Origin of the sequence: Rhizobium glycinendophyticum (assembly GCF_006443685.1) — a bacterium.
Lineage (GTDB): Bacteria > Pseudomonadota > Alphaproteobacteria > Rhizobiales > Rhizobiaceae > Allorhizobium > Allorhizobium glycinendophyticum.
On the sequence record NZ_VFYP01000001.1, the window covers coordinates 432,100 to 457,222 of the forward strand.

At 63.0% G+C, this 25,123-nt stretch carries 20 protein-coding genes and 1 tRNA gene; 6 read left to right on the forward strand and 15 right to left on the reverse strand.

Features of this window, described 5'->3' with window-relative positions; all coding sequences use genetic code 11:
* Positions 1-276 precede the first annotated feature (276 nt).
* Positions 277-669, forward strand: a complete 393-nt coding sequence (locus FJQ55_RS02145; RefSeq protein WP_140826082.1) for a PRC-barrel domain-containing protein — start codon at positions 277-279, stop codon at positions 667-669.
* Positions 670-1,010: 341 nt separating this feature from the next.
* Positions 1,011-1,931: an alpha/beta hydrolase gene (locus tag FJQ55_RS02150; RefSeq protein WP_140826083.1), complete on the forward strand. Its 921-nt coding sequence runs from the start codon at positions 1,011-1,013 to the stop codon at positions 1,929-1,931.
* Positions 1,932-1,945: 14 nt separating this feature from the next.
* Here FJQ55_RS02150 and FJQ55_RS02155 read toward each other — a convergent pair whose 3' ends face one another.
* The 11 genes from FJQ55_RS02155 to bcoG form a co-directional block, all read right to left on the reverse strand.
* Positions 1,946-3,949, reverse strand: coding sequence for a CocE/NonD family hydrolase (locus FJQ55_RS02155; RefSeq protein WP_140826084.1), 2,004 nt, complete (start codon positions 3,947-3,949; stop codon positions 1,946-1,948).
* Between the two features lie 182 nt (positions 3,950-4,131).
* On the reverse strand, positions 4,132-5,763 hold the full coding sequence (locus tag FJQ55_RS02160) for an ABC transporter ATP-binding protein (RefSeq protein ID WP_140826085.1): 1,632 nt from the start codon (positions 5,761-5,763) through the stop codon (positions 4,132-4,134).
* A complete protein-coding gene (locus FJQ55_RS02165; protein WP_140826086.1) occupies positions 5,756-6,583 on the reverse strand; it encodes an ABC transporter permease in 828 nt (275 codons plus the stop codon). Before FJQ55_RS02165 ends, FJQ55_RS02160 begins: the two co-directional genes overlap by 8 nt.
* Positions 6,580-7,587, reverse strand: a complete 1,008-nt coding sequence (locus FJQ55_RS02170) for an ABC transporter permease (protein ID WP_140826087.1) — start codon at positions 7,585-7,587, stop codon at positions 6,580-6,582. The genes FJQ55_RS02165 and FJQ55_RS02170 overlap by 4 nt, the downstream gene beginning before the upstream one ends.
* 103 nt (positions 7,588-7,690) lie before the next feature.
* A complete protein-coding gene (locus FJQ55_RS02175) occupies positions 7,691-9,274 on the reverse strand; it encodes an ABC transporter substrate-binding protein (RefSeq protein ID WP_140826088.1) in 1,584 nt (527 codons plus the stop codon).
* 113 nt (positions 9,275-9,387) lie between these two features.
* Entirely contained in the window at positions 9,388-10,170 is a 783-nt protein-coding gene (locus FJQ55_RS02180; RefSeq protein ID WP_140826089.1) for a carnitinyl-CoA dehydratase, read from the reverse strand.
* 4 nt (positions 10,171-10,174) lie between these two features.
* On the reverse strand, positions 10,175-12,241 hold the full coding sequence (locus FJQ55_RS02185; protein ID WP_140826090.1) for an acetate--CoA ligase family protein: 2,067 nt from the start codon (positions 12,239-12,241) through the stop codon (positions 10,175-10,177).
* Positions 12,238-12,447, reverse strand: a complete 210-nt coding sequence (locus tag FJQ55_RS02190) for a hypothetical protein (RefSeq protein WP_140826091.1) — start codon at positions 12,445-12,447, stop codon at positions 12,238-12,240. The genes FJQ55_RS02185 and FJQ55_RS02190 overlap by 4 nt, the downstream gene beginning before the upstream one ends.
* Positions 12,448-12,449: 2 nt before the next feature.
* Positions 12,450-13,610, reverse strand: a complete 1,161-nt coding sequence (locus tag FJQ55_RS02195) for an acyl-CoA dehydrogenase family protein (protein WP_140826092.1) — start codon at positions 13,608-13,610, stop codon at positions 12,450-12,452.
* Positions 13,611-13,650: 40 nt separating this feature from the next.
* Positions 13,651-15,138 (reverse strand): carnitine 3-dehydrogenase, encoded by a 1,488-nt coding sequence (locus FJQ55_RS02200; protein ID WP_140826093.1) that lies wholly within the window; start codon positions 15,136-15,138, stop codon positions 13,651-13,653.
* Positions 15,139-15,206: 68 nt separating this feature from the next.
* Positions 15,207-16,109, reverse strand: coding sequence for a 3-dehydrocarnitine:acetyl-CoA trimethylamine transferase BcoG (bcoG, locus tag FJQ55_RS02205; RefSeq protein WP_140826094.1), 903 nt, complete (start codon positions 16,107-16,109; stop codon positions 15,207-15,209).
* 112 nt (positions 16,110-16,221) lie between these two features.
* Here bcoG and FJQ55_RS02210 point away from each other — a divergent pair, with 112 nt between their 5' ends.
* Positions 16,222-17,199: a GlxA family transcriptional regulator gene (locus FJQ55_RS02210; protein WP_246085000.1), complete on the forward strand. Its 978-nt coding sequence runs from the start codon at positions 16,222-16,224 to the stop codon at positions 17,197-17,199.
* Positions 17,200-17,704: 505 nt separating this feature from the next.
* Here the strand turns inward: FJQ55_RS02210 and FJQ55_RS02215 are convergent.
* The 3 genes from FJQ55_RS02215 to FJQ55_RS02225 all read right to left on the reverse strand — a co-directional run bounded on the left by FJQ55_RS02215 (position 17,705) and on the right by FJQ55_RS02225 (position 19,998).
* A tRNA-Thr gene (locus FJQ55_RS02215) sits at positions 17,705-17,780 on the reverse strand.
* 150 nt (positions 17,781-17,930) lie between these two features.
* Positions 17,931-18,992, reverse strand: coding sequence for a DUF1176 domain-containing protein (locus tag FJQ55_RS02220; RefSeq protein WP_140826096.1), 1,062 nt, complete (start codon positions 18,990-18,992; stop codon positions 17,931-17,933).
* A 46-nt stretch (positions 18,993-19,038) separates the two neighbouring features.
* Positions 19,039-19,998: an NAD(P)H-dependent flavin oxidoreductase gene (locus tag FJQ55_RS02225; RefSeq protein WP_140826097.1), complete on the reverse strand. Its 960-nt coding sequence runs from the start codon at positions 19,996-19,998 to the stop codon at positions 19,039-19,041.
* Between the two features lie 249 nt (positions 19,999-20,247).
* Here FJQ55_RS02225 and FJQ55_RS02230 point away from each other — a divergent pair, with 249 nt between their 5' ends.
* Entirely contained in the window at positions 20,248-21,450 is a 1,203-nt protein-coding gene (locus FJQ55_RS02230) for a hypothetical protein (RefSeq protein WP_140826098.1), read from the forward strand.
* Positions 21,451-21,499: 49 nt separating this feature from the next.
* Here the strand turns inward: FJQ55_RS02230 and ppk2 are convergent, their stop codons facing one another.
* Positions 21,500-22,381 carry a polyphosphate kinase 2 gene (gene ppk2, locus FJQ55_RS02235; protein WP_140826099.1) on the reverse strand — a complete coding sequence of 294 codons (882 nt, stop codon included), beginning with the start codon at positions 22,379-22,381 and terminating at the stop codon, positions 21,500-21,502.
* Positions 22,382-22,673: 292 nt separating this feature from the next.
* Between ppk2 and phoR the strand changes: the two genes are divergently transcribed.
* Positions 22,674-23,834 carry a phosphate regulon sensor histidine kinase PhoR gene (gene phoR, locus FJQ55_RS02240; RefSeq protein WP_140829038.1) on the forward strand — a complete coding sequence of 387 codons (1,161 nt, stop codon included), beginning with the start codon at positions 22,674-22,676 and terminating at the stop codon, positions 23,832-23,834.
* Between the two features lie 189 nt (positions 23,835-24,023).
* Entirely contained in the window at positions 24,024-25,064 is a 1,041-nt protein-coding gene (locus tag FJQ55_RS02245; RefSeq protein ID WP_140826100.1) for a substrate-binding domain-containing protein, read from the forward strand.
* Positions 25,065-25,123: the final 59 nt, after the last annotated feature.

Genomic DNA, 25,123 nt, shown 5'->3' on the forward strand with positions numbered 1-25,123 from the left:
CTGCACCCCAGGTCGGGCTCCTCCCCTTATCCTGGAACCTCATGCTAGCGCAAAGGTCGTGCAAGTCTCGAAAAATTATATAACCTTGACGTAAACGTCAATACACCGGGTTCGCTCGCTTGATGGCGATAGGGACAGCGCATTGGTATGGGGCTTCGCCTCATTCTGCAGGTCGAGAAGCCGTGTCGGGCAGCCGCGCGGCGTCGGGTAAACGGGAACCATTCGACAGGCCTTGCCGTTGTCCAGGTACGAGAAACGATCCAAGGAGGATGTATCATGGACCAGGTCAACAATGCCGTTTCGGGCAAAGACCCTTACGCCAAGGATACGGCGACCCTGATTGCCAGTGATAAGGTCGAAGGCACGGCAGTTTATGGCGCCGACGGCGACCGCATCGGTTCCATCCAGCGTGTTCTACTCGAAAAGCGTGGCGGCCGCGTCGCCTATGCAGTGCTCAGCTTCGGCGGTTTCTGGGGCATTGGGGATGAATATTACCCGCTGCCGTGGGAAACCCTGACCTATGACGAGCAGCTCGATGGTTATCGCATCGCCCTGACGAAGGAACAGGTTGAAGGGGCACCGAAGTATCGCGACGACAGCGAAGACTGGTATCGCAACAACGGTCGTTCGGTCTACGACTACTACGGCGTCCCGCCGTACTGGATCTGACCGATCCGTTCGCAACATCTGACGGAAGAGCCTCGCTTGCGGGGCTCTTTTCGTGTGCGGGGGGGTGAGAGGGATAGGACGGCAGCGTAATCGCGCTGCAGCAGGAGAGACGTCAATCAGCCCGCCCGAGCCCGTACTAAAGTTTACGGCACTCGCGCCCGAGCCTCTCCTGACATGAAACCGCAGGAAGGAAAAGCCCGTTTCTCCGGTCGGGACTTTACGCACCACTGTCTCGGCGGATTTGGACGTTTGCTGGCGCAAACGGAGTGGATTGCCCGACCTTCAGCGACTAACGTGGCGTCATCCCGCCGAATGGCACCCTGTCCTCCGATGGTCCGCGCATGAAAGATTCTTCCCGCAAGGCTCCGACCGAACCCGGCATTCGCGAGTTCCTCCAAATCTGTGCGGCTTTCTATCCCGATGATGCCGTCGATGCCTCGATCGGACAGCAACGCGCCTGGTATGACGCGCTCTGCGCCCGTTTCGACCGGCCGCTGCCCTTGGGCATGGTGACAGAGGACCGCACGGTGGAGGGTCACATTCCGGTCCGCTGGTACCGCCCGGCGAAGATCCGAACCCGAACTGTGCTCTATTACATCCATGGTGGCGGCTTCGTGGTCGGCTCGCTCGACAGTCATCACGCCATCTGTGCCGAACTGGCGGAGGATGCGGGCGCGGAACTGGTGTCGGTGGATTATCGGCTGGCGCCGGAACATGTCTGGCCGGCGGCCCATGACGACGCTTTTGCGGTGTTGACCTCTTTGCTCGCCGACGGTCGCAAGGTGGTGTTGATCGGGGATAGCGCCGGCGGCAATCTGGCGGCAGGCCTGGCGCTTCGCGCACGCGACGAAGGGCCGAGTGGCATTGTCGGCCAGGCGCTGATCTATCCGGCGCTGGGCGGCGATCTGGTCTCCGGCTCCTATGACGAGATGGCACAGGCGCCGGGGCTGACGACGTCGGACGTCGCCTATTACCGGCAAGTGCTGCAGGCGCCGGCTGACAGCTCCGTTGCGCATCCGCTGCTTAGCATTTCCCTTACCGGTTTGCCGCCGACCTTCATCACCGTCGCCCATTTCGATCCGCTGCGCGATGACGGCCGTGCCTATGCGGCGCGGCTTGCCGAAGCCGGGATCGAAGTGTGGTTCCGCGAGGAGCCGCAGATGGTGCATGCCTGGCTGCGCGCCCGCCACATGAGCGAGGGCGCGGGCAAGGGTTTCGAGGCGCTTTGCGCGGCGGTTACCCGTTTTGCAGCGCAGGGCTGAGAGCGCAGTGCAGTCTACATCAGATCGCGCGGAATGGCCTTTTGCGGGAAGGTCTTTTCGAACACCTTGATGTCACCTTCGTAAGCCACGACCGACGCACTGATCAGCCAATCCGTCTTGGTGCAGGCGATATGCGATGTCGAGACGGTGCGCACGAACCAGCCGGGGCGCAGCATGTCGCAGGTCCACACCGAGGTCCCGGTCATTGACTGGGGATCGCCCGGCGAGATCGACCAGACTTCGTCGCGCACCTGGCGGGTCGATAGGCCCGTGCCGGGATGCTCGAACAGGCCGGTATCCTCATAGATCGTGTAGGAGGTGCGGTTGGCCTGGAGGTCGCGCAGCACCTGGCGGCGGGTCTCCGACGGCGCATGTTCAATATAGGTCGGCAACGGATTGGGATTGTCCGGCTGCTTCATCTCGAAGGTGTCGTGCGCGCCGAGCTTCGGCAGAGCGAGGCCGAGCGTGGCGATGTCGAGCGTCAGTTCCGCATCGGTCGGCGCCGGGAGAACCATCGGCCAGTAGGCGGACGAGAGCGACAGCCGGATGCGGTGACCGGGACGGAAGCGGTAGCCGCAGGCGTCGAGGATCAAGCGGATCGGTGTCGGTTCGCCCGGTGTCATCGGTTGCGGTTCGGCATTGCCGTTGCGGTGGGTGAGGTTCAGCACGCCGAAGGCGACGCGGGTGGCGGAGCCGTCGGGATGCACGTCGACGATCCGGGCGATGAGATTGGCGACCGGGGCATCGCTCGACAGCATCACGGAGAGTTCCGGGCGGCCGAAGATATCGAGCGTGTGGGTGAGGGGCGCAGTCTGGAAGGTCAACGATCCCGCATCGTCTATGCGCTGGTCGCCGGCGAGTTCGGCGTCCGGCTTCAACGTGAACCATTCGCCGGCGGCAGTGCCGGTGTCGAGAGGGGATTTCAGCGAGACCGGATGAGCCGAAGCATTTGGGATCGGATGGCCTTCCGTCAGCGAGCCGAAGGCCTCGACGTAAAAATTCAGCATCTCCGGTGCCTGCCAGCGGTCTTTCGAAATCCAGAAGCCCGGATCGACATCCCGGCGTGGGGCGGGTTTCACGGCGTCGAGGATATAGGCGCGCACTTGCGACACGGCCACGGTCCCGTTTTGCTCGCCGCGCAGCCAGCGGTTCCAGAAGGCGATGGCCTCGCCGTGAAAATCGGCGCGTGGCTTCGGCCAGGCGAAATGTGGGTATTTGTGGATCCACGGACCGATCAGCGCCTTGGACCGGTCGGGCATGCCCTCGACGGCAAGAAGCGGCGTGTTGCGATAGCCGTCGGCCCAGCCGGCGATGACGAGCGAGGGGATCGCGACGGCAGAGAAATCCTCGCCGATCGAGCCGTGTTTCCAAAAGGCGTCGCGGCGCTGGTGGGGGAGCCATTCCTCCAGGAAGAAGGGCTCGTTTTCCAGCCGTTCCATCCACATCTCACGCCAGCGGTCGCCGACGATTTCAGGATCGGGCGAGCGCGACTGGTAGGCGAGCATGGTGGCGGCCCAGGAGAGCTGGGCCGACAGGTGGCAGCCGTTCTTGTAATGAATGTCGTCGTTGTAGCGGTCGGTGGTCGAGGCGATCGAGATGACGGCTTTCAGCGCCGGTGGGCGCAGCGCTGCGACCTGCAGGCAGTTGAAGCCGCCCCAGGAGATCCCCATCATGCCGACAGAGCCATTCGACCAGGGCTGCGCGGCGATCCAGGCGATCAGTTCGCAGGCATTGGCGAGTTCGAGTTCGGTATACTCGCCGTCAATGACACCGTCGGATTCGCCCGAGCCGCGGATATCGACGCGTACGCCGGCAATGCCGGCGGCGGCGAAAACCGGATAGGTGGATTCGTCACGTGGGCTCGTTCCGTCCCGCTTGCGATAGGGCAGGAATTCGAAGACGGCGGGCACCGGATCGGTCTCGGCCCCCTCGGGCATCCAGATGCGTGCGGCAAGCCGCGTGCCGTCGGCAAGGGTGATCCACTGGTTTTCGATGGTGGTGAATGGGCGGGATGTCATGCTGTGCCTTCGGGTGATGAATTCGAGTTGGTGGTTTTCCCCTCCCCAACCCCTCCCCACAAGGGGGAGGGGCTTTGGCCCCGCGCGCTGCCTTGAAGGTGGATCGAGCGGTTTCCCCAGCGTCTCTCCCCCCTGTGGGGGAGATGGCCGGCAGGCCAGAGGGGGTTCTTACTGCTACGTCGTCAGTGCCCCGCGCTCTCCATGCGGCGGGTGGCGAGCGCCCGCTCCAGCCAGCCGAGTTCCATCTCGGGCACGGACTTGAGCAAGAGGTCGGTATAGTCATCGAAGGGCGGCGACAGCACTTCCGATTTGGGCCCGAAGCGCACCAGGCGACCGCGATGCATGACGGCGACGCTGTCGGCAATGGCGCGGACGATCGCGATGTCGTGGGTGATGAACATGTAGGACACCTGGGTTTCCGCCTGCAGCCGCATCAAGAGCGACAGGATGCCCTCCGCCACCAGCGGATCGAGCGCAGAGGTCGGCTCGTCGCAGAGGATCAGTTCCGGCTCCGCCGCCAGCGCTCGGGCAATTGCCACGCGCTGTTTCTGCCCGCCGGACAGCTCGGCCGGATAGCGATCGATGAAACCGGAGGCCATTTCGATCTGCTCCAGCAACTCCTTGACGCGCGCCGTTTTCGCCGCCCCATGCAGGCCGCGATAGAAGGTGAGCGGCCGGCCGATGATGTCGCGCACCGTCTGGCGGGGGTTCATTGCCGTGTCGGCCATCTGATAGATCAGCTGGATGCGGCGGAGGTCATCGCGGCTGCGCTGCTTGAGGGCCGGCGTCAGCGGTTTACCGTCGAAGGTGACGGTGCCCGACATCGGCGGCAGGAGGCCGGTGATGACGCGGGCGAGGGTCGACTTGCCCGAGCCTGACTCGCCGACGACGGCGAGCGTCTGGCCCTTCGGCAGATGCAGCGACACGTCGTGCAGCACCTTGAAGCCGTTGGAATAGCCAGCCGTCACATTTTCGATTTTGAGCTGCCGATCGCTCTGGTCGGTGGCCTCCTCCTTGCGCGCCTGGCGGACATTGACGAGCGCGCGGGTATACTCTTGGGCCGGCGCTTCGATGATTTGCTGCGTCGTGCCATACTCGACGGTCTTGCCCTGGCGCAGCACCATGATGTCATCCGAGATCTGCGCGACCACGGCGAGGTCATGGGTGATGTAGAGAGCGGCGGTGTGGGTCGTCTCGATCGCGTGTTTGATCGCGGCCAGCACGTCGATCTGGGTGGTGACGTCGAGCGCGGTCGTCGGCTCGTCGAAGACGATCAGTTCCGGGTTGGAGCAGAGCGCCATGGCGGTCATCGCGCGTTGCAACTGGCCGCCGGAGACCTGGTGCGGGTAGCGCTCGCCGAAGGTTTCCGGGTTCGGCAGGCCGAGCACACCGAACAGATAGGTGGCGCGGGCGCGGGCCTCCTCGACCGTCATCAGCTTGTGCGCGACGGTCGCCTCGATGACCTGGTCGCCCAGCCGGTGGGCGGGGTTGAAGGCTGCGGCAGCCGATTGCGCGACATAGCAGACGCGGTCGCCGCGCAGCTTGCGAATGCCGGACTTGCCGAGCTTCAGAATGTTCTCACCGTTCAACAGCACTTCGCCGCCGGTGATGCGGGCACTGCCGCGACCGTAAGCGAGCGCCGACAGACCGATGGTTGACTTGCCGGCGCCGGATTCGCCGATGAGGCCGAGGACCCGGCCCTTGGGCAGGCTGAAGGAGACGCCCTCGACGATGGTGATGTCCTTCGGCGGTTCGCCCGGCGGATAGGCTGTGGCTTCGATCTTCAGATCGCGGACGGTGAGGAGTTCAGACATCGCCACGGCCTCCCTTCAGGCTGGATGTGCGCCCGAGCAGCCAATCGACCACCAGGTTGACGCAGACGGCGAGCGCGGCAATGGCCGAGCCTGGCACGAGGGCTGCCGAAATGCCGAAGATGATCCCGTCCTTGTTGTCCTTGACCATGCCGCCCCAATCGGCTGCCGGCGGCTGGATGCCGAGGCCGAGGAAGGAGAGGGTGGAGAGGAAGAGGATCGAGAAGGCGAAGCGCAGGCCGAATTCAGCGAGCAGTGGGGAGAGCGTGTTGGGCAGGATCTCGCGGAAGATGATCCACATCGTGCCTTCGCCGCGCAGCTTGGCGGCCTCGACGAATTCCATGACGGCGACGTCGAGGGCGACGGCCCGGCCGAGGCGATAGACGCGGGTGGAATCGAGGATCGCCATGACCATGATCAGCACTAAGAGGTTCTGCGGCAGCACCGCGAGCACCACGAGCGCGAAGATCAGCGTCGGGATCGACATCATCAGGTCGTTGAAGCGCGACAGTGTCTGGTCGATGACGCCGCGCGAGACGGCGGCCGTGAAGCTGAGGAAGATGCCCAGCGAAAACGAGATGACTGTCGCGGCCAGCGCCACCGTGAGCGTGGTGCGCGTGCCATAGATCATGCGCGACAGCAGGTCACGGCCGAGATTGTCGGTGCCGAGCGGGAAGGCCCCGCCCATGGGCTCCCAGACGGCGCCCACCACCTCACGTTCGCCATGCGGCGCGATCAAGGGGGCAAAGAGCGCGCAGAAGATGGCGAGCGTGATGCCGAAGATGCCGACCCAGGCGCTGATGGGGATCTGTCTCAATCTCATCTCGGATGCCTCAGTCTCGGATTGGCGACGATGGCGATGATGTCGGCCAGCATGTTGAGGAAGATGTAGACTGCCGCGAAGATCAGGCCGCAGGCCTGGACAACGGGCATGTCGCGCACGGTGACGGCATCGACCATGTACTGGCCCATGCCGGGATAGACGAAGACCACTTCGACCACGACGACGCCGACGACGAGATAGGCGAGGTTGAGGGCGACGACGTTGACGATCGGGGCAATCGCGTTCGGTGCGGCATGTTTGACGATGGCCCGGAGCGCGGAGAGGCCCTTCAGTTCGGCGGTTTCCATATAGGCCGACGACATGACCGAGAGAATTGCGGCGCGGGTCATGCGCATCATGTGGGCAAGCACCACGAGCACGAGTGTCGCCGTCGGCAGCGCCATGGCCTTCAGCCGTTCGGCGATGGTCATGCCGTCATGTACGGTCGAGGGGAAGGTCGCGATGTTGAAGTTGATCGCGAAGACCAGGATCAGCAAATAGCCGATGAAGAATTCCGGCAGCGAGATCGCCGCAAGCGAGATCACGTTGATGATGCGATCGGGCATGCGGTTGCGAAAATGCACGGCGAGCATGCCGAGGCCGACCGCGAGCGGCACGGAAATCGCGGCGGCGAGTGCTGCCAGCGACAGGGAATTGCCGAGCCGCTTTCCGATCTGTTCGGTGACGGAGTTCCGGCTCGCCCAGGAGGTGCCGAAATCGCCCTGGATTGCGCCGCCGAGCCATTCGAAATAACGGGTGACGATGGGCCGGTCGAGGCCGAGATCGGCGCGGATATTGGCGACCGCCTGCGGCGTGGCCGACTGGCCGAGATAGGTGGTGGCAAAGTCGCCGGGAAGGGCCTCGACGCCGCCATAGATGAGCACCGAAACCGCGAGCAGCAGGACGAGGCTCAGCACCAGACGCTGCGCCACCAGGACGGCCAGCGGGAACCGCTGGTAGAGAGAAAGGGCCGGTATGTCACCGGTATCGGTCGATTGGGTCATGCGTTTTGAGCCGCCATCCAGAAAAACGGGTATGGCCCGCGAACCTCATGTCCGCGGGCCGATGACCGGAGCAGTACGTCAGACGACTGCTCGTTTCGGGCAATCAGGCTTCCAGCCAGACGCGGGTCGCGACATAGCCGTTCGACATGTCGTTGCCGATGTCGTGAACATAGCCCTTCACGCTCTTCTGCGCCGCGTTCACGAAGTCGTTGAACATCGGCAGGATCAGGCCGCCCTCGTCGCGCACCATCATCGCCATCTCGCGATACATGTCCTTGCGCTTGCCTTCATCGAGTTCGGCGCGCGCCTGAAGCAGGATCTTGTCGAAGTCGGGACGCAAGAAACGGGTGTCGTTCCAGTCGGCGGTCGAAAGGTAAGCCGTGGAATACATCTGGTCCTGGGTCGGGCGACCGCCCCAATAGGACGTGGAGAAGGGCTGGACATTCCAGACATTCGACCAGTAGCCGTCACCCGGCTCGCGCTTCACTTCGATCTCGATACCGGCCTTCTGGGCGCTGCCCTGGTAGAGAACGGCGGCGTCGACAGCCCCCGGGAAGGCGACTTCCGACGTGCGCAGCAGGACCGGACCGGAGTGACCCGACTTCTTGTAGTGGAAGGCGGCCTTGTCCGGATCGTAGGTGCGCTGCTCGATGCCCTCGGGGAAGAGCGCATAGGTGCTGTTGATCGGGAAGTCGTTGCCGACCTTGCCGTAACCGCCGAGCACGGTCTCGACCATGGCTTCGCGGTCCATGGCATATTTCAGCGCAAGGCGAAGATCGTTGTTGTCGAACGGCGCGGTGTTGCAATGCATGATGAAGACATAGTGGCCGCGACCGGAGGTCGAGAGGATCTCGACATTCGGCGAGCGCTTCAGCATGCCGACGGTCTTCGGATCGACGCGGTTGATGTAGTGGACCTGACCGGAGGCGAGCGCCGCGATACGGGCGGTCGCATCGTTCATGCCGATGATCTCGATCGTGTCGACATAGCCGCGGTCCGAACGCCAGTCATTGGGGTTCTTTTCAAGCGTTGCGCGCACGCCGGCTTCGAAGCTGGTCAGCTTGTAGGGGCCGGTGCCGATCGAGGCGAGCGGGTCGTCGTAACCGCCGTTCGGCTGGATGACGAGGTGGTAGTCGGTGAGAAGCAGCGGCAGGTCGGCATTGCCTTCGGTCAAGACGAGAACGAGCTTGTCGCCATCCTTCTTGATCTCCTTGATCGACTTCATCACGCCGAGCGCGCCGGATTCGGACTTCTCGTCGGTGTGGCGCTTCAGGGTGGCGACGACGTCGTCGATGGTCAGTTCCTTGCCGTTATGGAACTGCACGCCCTTGCGGATGGTGAAGGTCCAGGTCGCGGCATCGGCGGACGGTTCCCAGCTTTCGGCGAGCGCCGGGACCGCTGCACCCGTCAGCGGATCGCTTTCGACCAGCATGTCGCCCCAGCAGCGGCCGACGCAGAACATGAACTGCGACAGGAATTTCGCCGGGTCCTTGCTGTCGGTGGCCGAGCCGCCTTCGAGGCCGAGCTTCAGGTTGCCGCCGCGCTTCGGCTCCTGCGCCGAGGCGCTGGTGGCGTAGAGCGAGCTGGCGGCCGTGAGCGTCAGGCCGGCGGCCATGGCGCGGCCCATGAACTCGCGTCGGCTGAGTGCGGCTCGGCTCAGGCTCGAAAGAAATTTATCGTTGCTCATCGTCTGTTCCCTTGTTCTGGTTGGTTATGCGTCCGGCATTTTTCCGTGACGGTGGCGATCGTACGGTTGCGCAATCGGGCCGACCGCCAGGGCCCTCACGCGGCTGCTTGAAACTATCTTCCTTTCCATACCGGCTGGCGCTTCTCGGCGAAGGCGCGTGCGCCCTCTAACTGGTCTTCGCTGCCGTAAAGCACGTCTACCGTCCGGTATTGCCGTTTGGTGATCTTGTTCATCGTCGTCTGGAAATCCCGCCCCTCCGCATCGCGCACGATCTCCTTGATTGCGGCATAGACCAGTGGGGGGCCGCTTTCGAGTAGGCGTGCCAGCGCCCAGGCGCGGTCCATCAGCGTGTCTGCCGGCAGGATCTCGTTGACGAAGCCCCAGCGATGCGCCTCCTCGGCGTTCAGCCAGCGCCCGGTCAGGAGCATGTCCATGGCGATGTGATAGGGAATGCGCTTCGGCAGCTTGATCGAGGCGGCGTCGGCAACCGTGCCCGAGCGGATTTCCGGCAGCGCGAAGGTGGCATGGTCGGCGGCGAGAATGAGATCGGCTGATAGCGCAATCTCCAGACCGCCGCCGCAACAGATGCCGTTGATTGCGGCGATCACGGGTTTGTTGAGATCGCGCAGTTCCTGCAGCCCGCCGAAGCCGCCGACGCCGTAGTCTCCGTCGACCGCATCACCCTCGGCTGCCGCCTTCAGGTCCCAGCCTGGGCAGAAGAATTTCGTGCCGGCACCGGTGATGATGGCAACCCGCAGGCTGGCGTCGTCGCGGAAGTTTGCGAAGATTTCGCCCATGATCCGGCTGGTGGCGAGATCAACGGCATTGGCCTTGGGACGATCAATCGTCACCTCCAGGATGCCGTTTTCGCGGCGGGTGCGGATAGGGTCGGTCACGCGTTCAACTCCTTGTCCGGATGAAGGCATCGACGGCGATGACGCCTTCACCTTCCGGCAGCACCAGAACCGGATTAAGGTCCAGTTCTTCCAGTCTCGTTGCGTTGTCTGCGACATAATCTGCGACAGAGGCGACGAGTTGTACCAATGCATTGATATCGCCTGCCGGCCCGCCGCGATAGCCTTTGATGAGAGCGGAGACCTTCAGGCTTGCAATTGCCGCGCGAATGTCGGCATCGGTGGTAGGCAGAAGCAAAATCGTGCTGTCGTTGATCAGATCGACGAGCACGCCGCCAGCGCCAAGCGTCATCACCGGTCCGACGAAGGGGTCGCGAAACGCGCCGACGATCAGCTCTGCCACGGGTTTTTGGGCCATTTTTTCAACGAGAAAACGCTCGGTGATGGCTGCCATGGCCGTCGCCGCCGCGAGGACTTCGGAGGCGCTTCTGATGTTGAGGCGCACCGCGCCGACATCACTCTTGTGCGCGATGCCAATGCCCTTGACGGCCACCGGATAGCCGAGCCGATCTGCCACGGAAACCGCCTGCTCCGGATTGCGGGCGATCAGACCATAGGGGACCGTAACGCCATAGGCGGCGAGCAAGGGTTTCGCGCGGTCTTCGAAGAGAGACGTGACATCCGTCTCGACGACAGGGGAGCACGAGAGGCAGGCCGGGGCCGGCCTGCTCCAGGCGACGTGTATAGAATGCGCGATATCGATCGCGGCCAGCGCCTCATCAATGCCGCAGAAGGGCACGACGCCCTCGGTAACCAGACGCGTCGCGACGGCTTCCGGCATGGTCTCGCCAAGGGTGGCCACCACGCCGGTGGCAGCACCGGTCCGACGCTTTGCGTCGATGACCGCCTCAATGGTCGTCGTCCAGTCGCTGACATCGCAGCGGTCGGCCCGAGGAAAATCGAGGACGATGAGATTGATGCCGTAGTCACCGCCCATGACGGCCGAAAACGCCTCGGCCTGCCGTGCCCGATTGCCCCATACAAAGGTGTGGTAGTCGAGCGGATTGGAGAGCGTCACCATGGTGCCAAGCGTTTCGCGCAGCGCCGGCAGTTGTTCCGCTGGGAGATCGGGAAATTCGACCGACCTGCCAACGCCGGCATCCGCCATCAGCGAGGCCTCTCCCCCGGAACAGCTCATCGAGGATACGGTGTCGGCGGCAAGCGGCCCGCAGACATGCAGGAGCTTCAATGTCTCCAGCATCTCGGGCAGCGAATGGACCCGCCCGATGCCGAGACGCTTGAGCAGTGCTGAGGAGACGCGATCATTGCCGGCAAGCGAGGCTGTGTGGGAGAGCGCCGCGCGCTGGGCGGCGATGGATTTGCCGACCTTCAGCGCGACGACCGGCTTGCCGAGCGCACGAGCACGGCTTGCGAGCGTTTGCAAGGCCTCTAGATCGTCGAAGCTTTCGACATGAAGGGCAACCGCAGTCACCCGCTGGTCCTCCAGGGCGGCGGTCGCGAGCGCCGACAGGCCCGTCTGGGCCTGATTGCCTGCGGTCATCAAATAGGCAATCGGCAGACCTCGGGCCTGCATCGTGATGTTGAGCGCGATGTTGGATGACTGGGTGAGGATGGCTACACCCCGGTCGACATGGACCATGCCGTGCTGGTCGGGCCAGAGCAGGGCATCGTCCAGCATGTTGATGAAGCCGTAGCAATTGGGGCCGAGCATGGCCATGTCGCCGGCGGCTGCCACCAGTTCCGCCTGAAGCGCCGGACCATCGGCCAGTTCGGTCACGGCTTCGGCAAAACCCGAGGCATAGCAAATGGCACCGCCGGCACCACGCTGGGAGAGCTCGCGCAGGATCTCTACCGTGAGCACGCGATTGACGCCGATGAAGGCGGCATCCGGTGCGCCTGGAAGATCGGCGACCGACCGATAGCACCGATGGCCGTGTACCGTCTCGCGCGTGGGGTGCACCGGCCAGATTTTGCCGCGATAGCCCGCCCTGTCGCACTGTTCCACCACCCGTGCCGCTTCCTTGCCGCCAAAGACGGCGATGGTTTCAGGACGGATCAGGCGGGCGAGCGGCGAGCGGGCTTCAGTCGTCATCCAAGCCCCCTGCCGAGCCACCGGCCGGTGAGGAAATCGCCGAGACGTATCGCCTGGAGCGGCGCGAGCAGACCCTGGACTTCAGGAAGCAGCGATGTCGTCAGGGCGGCTTGCTCCCCTGGCCACAGGCCCTGATACGGGTCCTGTGGCCTTCCGGGGGAGGAGACGGATGGAGCGGTGATCGGGTGAGAGGGTCCGTGCGCCATGATCACGCTCCAAACGGCCGCAGCAGGTCGCGGCTGATGATGTGGCGCTGGATTTCCGAGGTGCCGTCCCAGATCCGCTCCACGCGTGCGTCGCGCCAGAAGCGCGCCAGCGGCAGGTCGTCCATCAGGCCCATGCCGCCATGGATCTGGATTGCCTCGTCGGTGACGCGGGAGAGCATTTCCGAGGCGTATAGCTTGGCCGACGCGATCTCGCGATTGGCCGGAAGGCCCTGGTCAAGACGCCAGGCGGCGGCAAGCGTCAGATAGTCCGCCGCATCGATCTCGGTGATCATGTCGGCGAGCTTGAAGGAAACACCCTGGTTGGCGCCGATTGGCTTGCCGAACTGGTGCCGCTCGGCGGCGTAGGGAACCGCAAGGTCGAAGACCCGCCGGGCGCGGCCGACGCAGCTCGCAGCGACGGTCAGGCGTGTGCCGTAGAGCCAGGCATTGGCGAGTTCGAATCCCTTGTGCAGCTCGCCGAGGATCTGGGCCGAGGGTAGGCGACAATCGTCGAAATCGAGGATGCAGTTCTTGTAGCCGCGATGGGACACGGAGGAATAGCCGTCACGGATGGTGAATCCGGGCGTGCCGCGATCGACGAGGAAGCAGGTGATCAGCTTCTTCACGCCCTTCGGCGTTTCCTCTTCACCGGTGGCGACGAAGACGATGACGAAATCGGCGATATTGGCATGGCTGATGAAATGTTTGGTGCCGTTGATCACCCAGTCGTCGCCGTCGGGGCGGGCCGTGCAGCTCATGCCGCGCAGGTCCGAGCCGGCGCCGGGCTCGGTCATGGCGAGCGCGTCGAACTTGTCGCCGCGCGTGGCCGGCAGCAGATAGCGTTCGCGCTGGTCGTCGTTGCAGCCCATCAGAATGCCGGAGGGCCGGCCGAAAAACACGGTGAGCGCCATGGAGGCCCGGCCGAGTTCGCGTTCCACCAGCGTGAAGGTCTGGTGGTCGAGCCCGCCACCGCCGACCTCTTCGGGCATGTTGCAGGCGAAGAAGCCGAGCTGCTTCACCTTGGCCGCGATGTCCCAGCCCATCTCAGGCGGGACGAAACCTTGTCTCTCGACCTGGTCCTCAAGAGGATAGAGTTCGCTCTCCACGAAGCCGCGGACCGTTTCCACGATCATCTGCTGCTCTGCGGTGAGGGCGAAATCCATGCCTTATCCTCCTGCCTTCGGTCCTGGCTGCTGCATGTGGCTACCTCTTCTGTCCCACATGCCGACCGGCGCCACCGGGCACCGGCAGCGAAGCGTGACCGGCGATCAGAGGTTCGAGTTTGGCGAGGATCTCCGGAAGTGGCGGCACGGTTTTGCCTTCCGCCGTGGACACATGCAGCATCAGGTGTTCGCAGGTCGCCACGACGGCATTGTCGGCAGCGCGCCGCAGCCAGAAGAAGCTGTGCAGCTTCTTCCCATCCGACGGCAGCAGTTGCAGCTCGACATAGAGCGCATCACCCAGCTTGCACTCGTCGAGCAGCCGCACATGATTTTCGACGGTATAATAGCTGTGACCGGCCGAGACGTAATCCATGTCGACGCCGATCAGCCGCAGCAGCGCGTCCGAACTGTCGGCAAAGCACTGGCTGTAGCGGTATTCGGTCATGTGGCCGTTGTAGTCGACCCAGGAGGGATGCACACGGAAGTCCGCAAGCTTGATTGGCTTCGTGACATCAGCGGCAGCGGGCGCCGGTGCGGCCGACCAGAGATGCTGCTCGAACTCGGACAAAAGCTTGCCCGCACCCCAGCCACGACCGGCATCGCCGGCCTTCAAGGCCTGCATGATGCCCACGAGGTTCTGGTCGCGGATGCGCTCGAGATCGCGGATGCCGCGCGCGCCCGACTGGGCGTCTGACTGGCCGGCGATCTTGTCGACGAGTTCGTCGTTGAGATCGACCACGTCGGTGAGCTTGGTCCAGGGCCAGGCGAGGCAGGGGCCGAACTGGGCGAGGAAATGCCGCATGCCGGCTTCGCCGCCGGCGATGCGATAGGTCTCGAACAGGCCCATCTGCGCCCAGCGCATGCCGAAGGAATAGCGAATCACGTCATCGAGGGTCTCGGTGTCGCAGATGTCGTCGTTGATCAGCCAGAGCGCCTCGCGCCACAGCGCTTCCAGCAACCGGTCGCCGACGAAACCTTCGATCTCCTTGTTGAGGATGACGCCCTTCATGCCGATCGGTGCGAGTTTCGCCTTGGCATCTTCCAGGACGGCGCGGCTGGTCTTTTCACCGCCGACGAGTTCGGCGAGCGGCAGGAGATAGACCGGGTTATAGGGATGCGCGACGAACATGCGCTCGGGATGTTTCATGTCGCGCTGCAGATCGGTCGGCAGGATTCCGGAAGTCGAGGAGCCGATCAGGGCTTGCGGGTCGGCTGCCGCATCGATCTGGGTGATGACGCCGCGCTTGAGATCGACGCGCTCCGGCACGCTTTCCTGGATCCAGTCGGCGCCGGCGACTGCTTCCTCGAGCGAGGCCGCGTAGGTGAGTTTCCCTTTGGGGGGCAGCGGCGCCATGGTCAACATTTCATAGGCGCGTTCGGCATTGGCCATGACCTCACCGATGATGCGCTCGGCCTCCGGATGCGGATCGAAGATCGTCGTGTCGATGCCGGCCAGCACGAAACGCGCCGCCCAGGCTCCGCCGATCACACCGCCGCCGATACAGGCCGCCTTCTGGATTTTGCTCATCACGTTCTCGTCCGCATGTCTGTTTGTTCTGTGACCCTCCCCCGAAACTATCAGGGACGGGCGGGGCATCAGCGCTTGGTGAGCTTCAACTTCTTGCGCACCTCGTCCGGCCCGATGATCCGGGCGCCCATGCCCTCGATCACGGTCACGGCCTTTTCGACGAGCTGGGCATTGGTGGCGAGCAGGCCCTTGCCGGCATAGAGATTGTCTTCGAGCCCGACGCGCACATTGCCGCCGGCAAGCACTGATGCCGCCGGATAGGCCATGGCATTGCGGCCGATCGAGAAGGCCGAGAAGGTCCAGTTGGCCGGCACGTTGTTGACCATCGCCATGAAGGTGTTGAGGTCGTCGGGTGCACCCCAGGGAATGCCCATGCAGAGCTGGATGAGAACAGGATCCTCGATCAGGCCTTCCTCGACCAGCTGCTTGGCGAACCACAGATGGCCAGTGTCGAAGGCTTCGATCTCGGGGCGCACGCCGAGATCCGTCATCAGCTTTGCCATGGCCCGCAGCATCGACGGCGTGTTGGTCATGACGTAATCGCCGAGCGAGAAATTCATCGTGCCGCAATCGAGTGTGCAGATTTCCGGCAGGCATTCGGCGACATGGGACACGCGTTCGGTGGCGCCGGCCATGTCGGTGCCCACGGGGTTGAGCGGCAGCGGCTGTTCGACATTGCCGAAAATCAGGTCCCCGCCCATGCCGGCGGTCAGGTTCAGGACGACGTCGACATCGGCCGAGCGGATGCGGTCGGTCACTTCCTTGTAGAGATCGTTGCGGCGGCTGGCGGCACCCGTTTCCGGATCGCGGACATGGCAATGCACGACGGCGGCACCGGCCTTGGCGGCATCGATGGCGGACTCGGCGATCTGCTTGGGAGTGATCGGCACATGCGGCGATTTCGAGGTGGTGTCTCCGGCGCCGGTGACGGCGCAAGTGATGAAGACATCCCGGTTCATGGTCAAAGGCACGGATTATTCTCCCTCGTTCGTTGGACCTATTACGAGACAGAATGCCGCAGCATGCTTTGCAGAATTGGACAACTTCTATACACTATCGGCAATATCGCGAGATCCGTGCCGCATGTCCGATTCCAGTTCCACCACCACGCTCGACCTCCTCGTCGTACCCGACACCAATCTGATTCTGGTCGCCTCGGTCATTGAGCCCTTGCGCCTGGCAAATAGGGTGAGCGGGCTGGAGCTGTATTGCTGGCGGATCCTCAGTCCCGACGGACGGGCAATCGAGACCAAGAGCCATATCCCGATCCCGGTGGACGGTGCCTTCCAACCCGGCAGCGAGGAAGATCCACTCTTCGTCCTGTCGAGCCACAACTGGAAGCGCCATGCCACGTCGGATTTAAAGCGCCTGCTGGCGAAGTCGGCCCGGCATCGCAGCCTCGTGGCCGGCATCGAATCCGGTGCCTGGCTGCTGGCCGACAGCGCGCTCCTCGACAATTTTTCCGCCACGCTGCACTGGGAAGATTATGACGATTTCGCTGCCGCCTATCCGCAGGTGAAGACGGTGCGCGAGCGCTTCGTCATTGACGGCAAGCGCATCACCACCGGCGGCTCGCTTCCGACGCTCGATCTGATGCTGGAACTGATCCGCCGCCGTCACGGCTATTCGCTGGCGCTCGAAGTGTCACGGCAGTTCATCTACGAGCAGGGCGGCGTAAGCCCTGGGGCCACCGCCATGCCCTCCACCGGCAGCATCCGGCTTGCCGATCCCCGCGTCAGCCAGGCGATGCGGGTGATGGAGGAGCATCTGGAACAGCCGCTGCCGCTGGTCCGGCTGGCGCGCCGCATCGGCATCAGCGAAAGACGGCTGCAGACCCTGTTCATCGAGGCGATCGGCGCCCCGCCACATATCCATTACCTGGCGCTGCGGCTGAACGCCGCCCGCCGCAAGGTGATCGAAACCCGCACCCCCTTCGCCGACATCGCCGCCGCCACCGGCTTCAACTCGGCGTCCGCCTTTTCGCGTAGCTATAGGGCCCATTTTCGCGAGAGCCCGTCGGATACGCGGCGGAGGTTGAAGGGGTATGGGGCGGGGGCGTGAGGGGGTAATAGTTCAGAAAGAAACCGATTTTTTTTGGTGAGAGACTAGTACTTGCCATCGTGAAAAGTCGCCCAGACTTAGTCCGTGCGACTTTCCTGTTCCATCAGTCTGTGGCGCATTAGTGGGCTCAGTTGCGGCGACCCGGCTTAGGCTGACCCGCCCCTCCAGTATGCCCGCCCGCGCCCCCACCTGTCTGCGGCGTGGGTTTGCCGGGCTGAGTTCCACGGTACATAGACTGCAAAGCTGGCATATCACTCTCTCCCTTGCAATGATGGGGGGGGGGGGCTGCAATTTCAGGATGTATTGGGGTGATTTACGCGTCAATGCGCGAAGCTGGCGACGTTGTCGATCTGGTATATGGATGTTGGGGTCCGATAGGCCGGACTAAAGCTTCGCTGGTGCTTCGCCGCAGAAATTGAGCGGTAATCACAGGTCTAGCACACGGTAATCACCCGTGTCTTAGGAATATGGTGTCAACTATCTGTCGGGAATCTAGATGAAAAAATGGTGCCGCTTGCAGGACTCGAACCTGCGACCCCATCATTACGAATGATGTGCTCTACCACCTGAGCTAAAGCGGCATCTGCGGACGGGCGTGGCCCGTTGCTTGCGGTGAGGGGCTGATACAGGGATTGCCGGGTGATTTCAAGCCGGTTTTCCGGTGCCGGGAAAAATTTCCCCGGCCTGGTCGAGTGTGGCCGCCTTGATGCCATAGGCGACCAATGCGTGACCTATTTCACCGGCCAGGTCTTGGGCCAACTGCCGGGGTCGATCTCGTCGGTTTCGCTGAACTGTTCCGGGCAGTCGCGAAAGGTTTCCTCGGAAAGCACGAGCTGCGGGCCCATGGCGCCTTCGGCCAGGCGCCACCGGCTATAGGTGCCGCAATCGCCGATACCGCGTCCCTTGAAGAAGGAGGAGAAGGTCTTGTTTGTCCAGTCATAGGCGAGGTTGAAGGCCTGGGGCGTTGCACTCGGCGCGCCGTCGACCATGGTCGGGAAGGCGAGCTGGGCGATCATGCCGAAACTGTCGACATAAGCGACATAGGGGACGTTATAGGCGCCGCTCATGCCGCAGGGGGTCACGTAGAGCGTCGTGTTGTCATCGATCTTGTGCGACAGCGCATTGCCATTGAACATGCTCGAATCCGTGTCGGCGCAATCACTGCCTTCGGCGAAATGTGCGCGGATCGCGTCGGGCAGTTCGTCGATCGTCGCAATGTCGCTGATCGGCAGCGGCGGGTTGGGCGCCTTGTCGCCTGTGGCGTTCATCGCGTCCGTGTGGCCGATGCGGTCCTGATACTCGTCGATGAACAAGAGGCTCGCGGCCGCGCCGGCGAGCGGAAGATCGCCCTTGGCGATCTTGTCACCACGTTTCATGGTGATCGTCGCGGTCGTGCCGTTTTTCAGGCTCTCGATGAGACCGGTCCCGATGAAGTCGCCGTGGAGTTGGAAGGCATAGCTGCCGGCATCGGCCGTGACCGAGGGGGCCTTGAGTACCAATGGCGCGGCCCCGTCGACCGTAATGGTGACTTCCGGCGCGCCCTCGCTTTCGGCGACGGCACTGTCGCTCGGCGTGACCACAAGCGTCACCGGCGCTTCCGGCTTTCCGCTGCGTTGCAGCTCGAAGCCGGACAACGGGTTGTCGGAAATGAACTGCCGCATGGTGCAGGAGCGGGTCTGCGAGCAGAGAACCTGCCAGGATTTGAACTCCTTGTAGGAGCCGTCATCCGCCTGGCTAGAAAGGGTGCTGCCGACAAGGGCGGCGAGCGTGATGGTAAGTTTCAGCGCGTGCATGAGGTCCTCGCAAATCAGATCTGCGGGGACGCTAGCAGCGTCGGCCTCAGCCGCAAATCGCCTTTTTTGCGTATATATATTCGCGCTCCAGCCGGTCGACGACGGCGGCGACCGGTTCGATCGCCTTGACGACGCCGATCCCCTGACCGCAGCCCCAGATATCCTTCCAGGCCTTGGCCCCTGTCGTTGCCTTGTCGAAGTCCATTTTCGACGGGTCTGCGACCGGCAGATTGTCGGGGTCCATGCCGGCCGCAACGATCGAGGGCTTCAGGTAGTTGCCGTGGATGCCGGTGAAATAGTTGGAATAGACAATGTCATTGGCATGGGCATCGACGATCGCCTGTTTATAGGCATCCGACGCGCGAGCCTCTGTGGTCGCGATGAAGGGCGAGCCGATATAGGCCATATCCGCGCCCATGGCCTGGGCGGCCAGCACCGCGCCGCCGTTTGCGATCGCACCTGCCAGCAGCAGCGGCCCGTCGAACCATTCACGAATTTCCTGGACAAGGGCGAACGGTGAGAGCGTGCCGGCATGGCCGCCGGCCCCGGTGGCAACCGCGATCAGGCCATCGGCACCCTTGCGGATGGCGGAATTGGCGTGGCGGTTGTTGATCACATCATGCAGCACGATGCCGCCATAGGAATGCACGGCGGCATTCACCTCCGGCACGGCGCCGAGCGAGGATATCACGATCGGCACCTTGTATTTGACGCACATCATCAGGTCGTGCTCAAGCCGCTTGTTCGACATGTGCACGATCTGGTTGACCGCGAAGGGGGCTGCCGGGCGACCCGGGTTCTTGGCATTGTGGGAGGCAAGCTCTTCCGTGATCTCGGCCAGCCACTCGTCGAGCTGCGCTTCAGGGCGGGCATTGAGCGCCGGAAACGATCCCACGATGCCGGCCTTGCACTGCGCCAGCGTCAGCTGCGGATGCGATATGATGAAGAGCGGCGAGGCGACAACTGGCAGCCTCAGAGTGTCTTTCAGGATCGACGGCAGGGCCATCACTTCACCTCCCAGGAAGTTTACGTTTACGCAAACGTCAAATAGCAGATGAGGGGCGGGCTGAAAAGAGACGCAGATTAGGCGCGGATTCGCAAAGCTGTGGCAAGATCGATGCTCAAGGTCTCAATCCTGTGTTTATTCGTGACCATAGGAGGTTTCCGGGCTTGCCCTTGAAAAATCGAGCGTTTACCGAATCGAAACTATGGATGCGATGTGGCAGGGGCGATCCCCGAAGGAGTATGGCGACCAATGAGCGGATTGGAAACAGCCATCCGGAACGCCCTGGAGCGCTCTGACCGGGCCAATGCCGAATCACGGGCACGGGTCTATCAGTCGGCGCGCCAGGCACTCGAAACCGGTCTGCGCAAGCAGAACGTCGAGGATCCCGAAGCGATCAACCACCAGCGGCGCCGATTGGAGGCGCTGATCCATGCAATCGAGCTCGAAGAGCGTGCGCGACTTGATATGCGCGTTGAGCCGGCTGTCGAGCCGCCCGTCGTCGCAGCATCCTCCCAGACAGCGGCTGGTGATCGCCGTGTCGAGCCGCCGGTTGCACCACCAGTCTTCGGCGATCGGCCAGCCGGTCGCGTGGAACCTGGCTTTGCTGCCGACCCTGTGGACCATGCGGCCGCGGTGCCACCGGTTGACGATCGTGAGCCGGCCTTCGACGAAGACGTCGAGCCACCGAAGCCGGATCTGCGCGAAGCGCATCTGGCGGACGAGGGCCCGATGCCCGACATGCGGTCCGAGCGTGCCGTACAGCCTCGCAAGCGCAGGCGCGGCGGCGTGGCCCGGCTGATGATCTTTACCATTTTTTTGGCAGCCCTCGGGATCGGCGCCTGGTGGGTCTACACCTCAGGGCTGTTGCTGACGGCGGAACAGCGCGACACCAGCGTTCCCAATCCGCCGCCGCGCGCCGAGGAAGAGGACTTTGCCGGCAATGCCCAGCCGCCGGTCGAGGCGCCGAAAGGCCCACAGGCGATTGATACCCGCGGCGGCTTCACCGACGACTGGATCAGCGTCTTCACGCCGGACCAGGTATCTGCCCTGCATGCCCGTTCCAATGCGACGGTCGACATGGTGACAGCCAGCGACGGTACGGCCGCCCGTATCGTCTCGCGCAGCGGCGATGCAGCCGGTGCGATCGAGATCACCGTGCCGGCCGACGTTCTGCAGGAACTGGCCGGCCGCACCTCGACCATTGCCTTGACGGTGCAGTCGCCGGACGACAATCCGGTGCAGATATCGGTGGAATGTGATTTTCCCCGGATGGGCGACTGCCCGCGCCATCGTTTCACCGTCAATCCGCAGAAGCTGGACGCGCTGTTCCGTGTCACCTTCGACAGCGGCATGGCGCCCTCGACTCCGGGGCGTCTGATCGTGAACGCTGATGTGACGGGCAAGGGGAGGGGCATCAACCTCTATGCCGTTCGGGTTCTGCCGGGGCAGTGATCGCCCCGGTCCTGGACCTACCGGCCGCTTTGCCTCCAAACCAACAGTCTCAATCGAGAAAGCCCGGGCCGCTGCCGATAATCTTTTTGTCGAGCTTGCCGATCTTGTCCTTGTCCTTGCCCTCATAGTCGAGAGACAGAAGTATGTGGCGGATCAGGTTCAGCCGCGCACGGCGCTTGTCATTGGCATGCAGCACTGTCCACGGCGCGCGCTCCGTATGGGTTTCCTTCAGCATCCGGTCGCGCTTCTGGGTGTAATCGTCCCATTTGTGCAGGGCCGCAATATCCATTGGCGACAGTTTCCAGCACTTGAGCGGATCATGCCGGCGGTCGTGGAAGCGCTTGAGTTGCATTTCCTGCCCGGTATCCAGCCAGAACTTGAAGAAGTGGATGCCCTCCTGCTCGATCAGTTTTTCGAAGCGTGGCACCTGCTTGAGGAAGGCTTCGTACTGCTCGGGCTTGCAGAAACTCATGACCGGCTCCACGCCGGCCCGGTTGTACCAGGAGCGGTCGAACAGCACGAATTCCCCAGCTGACGGGAAATGGGAGATGTAGCGCTGGAAATACCACTGCCCCATCTCGGTCTCGGTAGGCTTGGTGAGCGCGACGACGCGGGCGGAGCGCGGGTTCATGTAAGCGAGGGTCGCGCTGATCGCACCGCCCTTGCCGGCGGCATCCCGGCCTTCGAACAGCGCCATCACGCGCTGCCCGGTTTTCTGCATCCAGAACTGTACCTTGACTAGCTCGATCTGCAACTCCGTCAGTTCCGCCACATACGCCTTGTCCGAAAGCTTCTTGTCGTAGGGAAAGCCTCCGGACTTCAGCGCCGCGTCCTCGATCCAGTCCGGCAGCTCCGGCTGGTCGATGTCGAAGATCCGTTCCTTGCCCCGGATCTTCAAGGTAACGGCGCGGCTTTGCGTTTGTGCGTCCATGATCTTCCTCCGGCCCGATCGGCTTTGTCTGTTTTCCATAATTGAGCGCAAGCGAAGATAGAGCGCAAGGCTCGGGCGCGAAGATGGGGGGCTTGGTGACGCGTGTGGGGGATAAAGCAGCACCAGCCATGGCAGGCCACCGGAACTTCTGTCATGAATCCCGTCTATCAGGCTTCATAGGATTGAAACGCGAGGTGCATCGCAGGTGGCAGACAACGGGCAGAGCAGCGGCTGGCGCCGTTCCCTGAGGCACATTCTGTCGCGCTGGTTCGCCATCGTCGTTTCGGGGCTGATGGCCCTGGCCGCCTGGTATTCCGGCGCGGCTGCCAGTTATTCCCTCGTCCTTTTCGCTTTGTTCATTGGCATGGTGATGGTGCTTGATCCGCCGGGCGAAGAGAAAGCAGGCCCGACGATCTCGATCCCGCAGCCGGCCCTGCCGGCCGATCCGCTGCCGTCGATTTGCGCCTCGATCGAGGCGCTCGACATGCCGGTCTTGGTGATGGGGTCGCAAGCAGACTTGCTGGCTCAGAATGCGGCGGCCGAGCGCGCCTTTGGTGACCTGGGCGAGGGGCGGCACGTCTCCGCCCGCTGGCGATCCCCGGGCATTCTCGACATGATAAGGGAGACAATCGACACGGGTTTGCCGAACCAGATCGAGCATTCCGAGCGTCTGCCGTCGGAACGCGTTTATATCGTGCGCGTCGCACCGGTTCAGGCGGATGCGCGGCAACTGTTTCTCCTGTCCTTCCGCGATATCTCCGAGCTACGTCGCCTCGATCGCATGCGCAGCGATTTCGTCGCCAATGCCAGCCATGAGTTGCGCACGCCGCTCGCCTCTCTTCGAGGTTTTATCGAGACGATGCAGGGTCCGGCGAAGGACGACGCCAAGGCCAAGGAACGTTTCCTGGCCATCATGCTCGATCAAGCGAACCGTATGAGCCGTCTCGTGGACGATCTCCTGTCACTCTCGCGGCTTGAACTGAAGGCGCATCTGCCGCCCGACCAGATGGTCGATCTGAAGCCGGTGCTGGGCCATGTGCGCGACAGCCTTGCGCCTCTGGCGGCGGACCTCGGCGTCGAGATCCGCCTCGACCTGCCGGATGATAAGATCGAGGTCATGGGCGACCGGGACGAACTCGTCGAGGTCTTCGAAAACCTCATGGAGAATGCCTGTAAATATGGTCAGGAGGGCAAGGTGGTCGATGTGGTGCTGCGCCGCGAGCCGGGTGTGGGGACGGAAGTGCGCGTCCGCGATCGCGGCCCGGGCATCCCCGCCGAGCATGTTCCACGCCTGACGGAGCGCTTCTACCGGGTCAATGTCGAAGACAGTCGGTCGAAAAAGGGCACCGGTCTGGGACTCGCCATCGTCAAACATATCCTCACCCGCCATCGCGCCCGCCTGATTGTGAAGTCGGAGCTGGGCGTCGGCAGCGAGTTTACCGTCAGATTTTGACATAAAACCTCCACCTCCTGTGATGGCGTTGAAAATTCATCAGTGTTTTCAGTCGGATGAATTGTCACAAATGTTTCATTCAACTGACATAAAAGCGTGAGCTGAGAGCCGCTATGAACGCAGCTGCCGGTGCTTGGCAGACGCCGCACACGGCCGCAAAGACACACAAGCCCATTCCGGGAGATGACTATGACCGCTCTGAAACTTTCCCTTGCTGCCTTGGCGGCCACCGTGGCCTTCGCCGGCGCAGCAATCGCCCGCGACCAGATCCAGATCGCAGGCTCCTCCACCGTTCTGCCGTACGCTTCGATCGTTGCTGAGGCCTTCGGCGAAAACTTCGACTTCGGCACCCCGGTCGTTGAAGGCGGCGGCTCCGGCGCCGGCCGTAAGAAGCTCTGCGAAGGCGTGGGTGAAAACACCATCGACATCGCAAACTCTTCGTCGCGCATCAGCAAGTCCGACATCGAGCTCTGCAAGACCAATGGCGTGACCGACATCCAGGAAGTCCGCATCGGTTACGACGGCATCGTCTTCGCCTCTGAAATCAGCGGCCCGGAATATGCCTTCACCGCAGCCGACTGGCACAGCGCTCTTGCAGCTCAGGTCGTCAAGGACGGCAAGCTGGTCGACAACCCGTACAAGAACTGGAACGAGATCCGCGCCGACCTGCCGGCTCAGCCGATCCTCGCCTTCATCCCGGGCACCAAGCACGGCACCCGCGAAGTCTTCGACGTGAAGGTCATCGAAGCCGGCTGCGAAAAGGACGGCACGATGGAAGCCATTCTCGCTTCCAACGGCGGTGACAAGGATGCGGCGAAGAAGGCGTGCAACGTCCTGCGCACCGACGGCGTATCGGTTGACATCGACGGTGACTATCCGGAAACGCTCGCCCGTATCGCCGCCAACAAGAACGCCATCGGCGTCTTCGGCCTGTCCTTCTACCAGAACAACACCGACAAGCTGCGTGTTGCCACCATGGAAGGCGTCGTCCCGTCCGTTGAAACCATCGCCAAGGGCGAATACCCGGTTTCTCGTCCGCTCTACTTCTACGTCAAGAACGCCCACCTCGACGTTATCCCGGGTCTCCAGGAATACGTAGAGTTCTTCGTTTCTGACGAAATCGCCGGCCCGAACGGCCCGCTCGCCGCTTATGGTCTGGTTTCGGATCCGGAACTGGCCAAGACGCAGGCAGCCGTCAAGGCTCGCACGCCGATGGCGCCGCTGAACTAAGTCTCGAGTTGACCGGCGGCACTCAAGTGCCGCCGGTTTCCGTTTCCAGGAGCATGGCG

Coding starts and splice junctions, on each gene's coding strand:
- FJQ55_RS02245 (WP_140826100.1), top strand. CDS start 24,024: ATGACCGCTCTGAAACTTTCCCTTGCTGCCTTGGCGGCCACCGTGGCC.
- FJQ55_RS02190 (WP_140826091.1), bottom strand. CDS start 12,447: ATGGCGCACGGACCCTCTCACCCGATCACCGCTCCATCCGTCTCCTCC.
- phoR (WP_140829038.1), top strand. CDS start 22,674: ATGGCCCTGGCCGCCTGGTATTCCGGCGCGGCTGCCAGTTATTCCCTC.
- FJQ55_RS02160 (WP_140826085.1), bottom strand. CDS start 5,763: ATGTCTGAACTCCTCACCGTCCGCGATCTGAAGATCGAAGCCACAGCC.
- ppk2 (WP_140826099.1), bottom strand. CDS start 22,381: ATGGACGCACAAACGCAAAGCCGCGCCGTTACCTTGAAGATCCGGGGC.
- FJQ55_RS02185 (WP_140826090.1), bottom strand. CDS start 12,241: ATGACGACTGAAGCCCGCTCGCCGCTCGCCCGCCTGATCCGTCCTGAA.
- FJQ55_RS02210 (WP_246085000.1), top strand. CDS start 16,222: ATGTCCGATTCCAGTTCCACCACCACGCTCGACCTCCTCGTCGTACCC.
- FJQ55_RS02220 (WP_140826096.1), bottom strand. CDS start 18,992: ATGCACGCGCTGAAACTTACCATCACGCTCGCCGCCCTTGTCGGCAGC.
- FJQ55_RS02155 (WP_140826084.1), bottom strand. CDS start 3,949: ATGACATCCCGCCCATTCACCACCATCGAAAACCAGTGGATCACCCTT.
- FJQ55_RS02165 (WP_140826086.1), bottom strand. CDS start 6,583: ATGAGATTGAGACAGATCCCCATCAGCGCCTGGGTCGGCATCTTCGGC.
- FJQ55_RS02150 (WP_140826083.1), top strand. CDS start 1,011: ATGAAAGATTCTTCCCGCAAGGCTCCGACCGAACCCGGCATTCGCGAG.
- FJQ55_RS02175 (WP_140826088.1), bottom strand. CDS start 9,274: ATGAGCAACGATAAATTTCTTTCGAGCCTGAGCCGAGCCGCACTCAGC.
- FJQ55_RS02200 (WP_140826093.1), bottom strand. CDS start 15,138: ATGAGCAAAATCCAGAAGGCGGCCTGTATCGGCGGCGGTGTGATCGGC.
- FJQ55_RS02145 (WP_140826082.1), top strand. CDS start 277: ATGGACCAGGTCAACAATGCCGTTTCGGGCAAAGACCCTTACGCCAAG.
- FJQ55_RS02225 (WP_140826097.1), bottom strand. CDS start 19,998: ATGGCCCTGCCGTCGATCCTGAAAGACACTCTGAGGCTGCCAGTTGTC.
- FJQ55_RS02195 (WP_140826092.1), bottom strand. CDS start 13,610: ATGGATTTCGCCCTCACCGCAGAGCAGCAGATGATCGTGGAAACGGTC.
- FJQ55_RS02230 (WP_140826098.1), top strand. CDS start 20,248: ATGAGCGGATTGGAAACAGCCATCCGGAACGCCCTGGAGCGCTCTGAC.
- FJQ55_RS02170 (WP_140826087.1), bottom strand. CDS start 7,587: ATGACCCAATCGACCGATACCGGTGACATACCGGCCCTTTCTCTCTAC.